General features: G+C 61.5%; 1 protein-coding gene. It reads right to left on the minus strand.

Going from position 1 to position 582, the window contains the following annotated elements; translation table 11 throughout:
* Positions 1–143: 143 nt before the first annotated feature.
* On the minus strand, positions 144–582 hold a 439-nt coding region (locus tag EN780_RS39415; RefSeq protein WP_189557131.1), incomplete at its 5' end, for a hypothetical protein.

Consider the following 582-nt stretch of genomic DNA (forward strand, 5'->3'; position numbering starts at 1 on the left):
TTGCCGACCAGATCTATCGCGTCAGCGGTCGACTTTGCTTCGACGGCTGTCTCGCGTGCCTCCATGGCGATAGCGACCTGATGCCCTCCGGGCTCGCCGATGTGGCAGTAAGCCGCGGTCTGCTTGCGCGATTCATGACGGCTTCACGCGCCTCGGGCTGAGACAGTGAACAGTGCCAAGGCATTGTGGTCCTTGATCCAGGCGAGAATATCATCCGTCAGGTCGGACAGTCGCACCGGGCCGGCCGCGACAGCGACAAGGAAGGTTGCAATGGGTGGAGCTACGCCAGCGTTTAGCAGACGATCGGCAAGCTCAGAGGCTTCCGCGACGAGTTTGTTGCGCTCGGCGACACGCGCGGCCGCGGCACGCGAATGGTCTTCGAGGCTCGCGGCTCGCTGAGCCAGCTTAGTAAGTTCTCGGCCCAGCGATTCAACACCGGGTATGCTCGTGAGAATCTCGCCAAGCGCCGCTTGTCCGCCCAATGCGTCTCGAACGGTCTTCCGCCACGCGCTCTCAATGCTGGTCTCGATCTTGTCGATCTGCAGGGGTAACTGGGTCAGTCCAACCTGATTGACGTTATCC

Source organism: Mesorhizobium sp. M4B.F.Ca.ET.089.01.1.1 (assembly GCF_004022605.1).
GTDB classification, from domain to species: domain Bacteria; phylum Pseudomonadota; class Alphaproteobacteria; order Rhizobiales; family Rhizobiaceae; genus Mesorhizobium; species Mesorhizobium abyssinicae.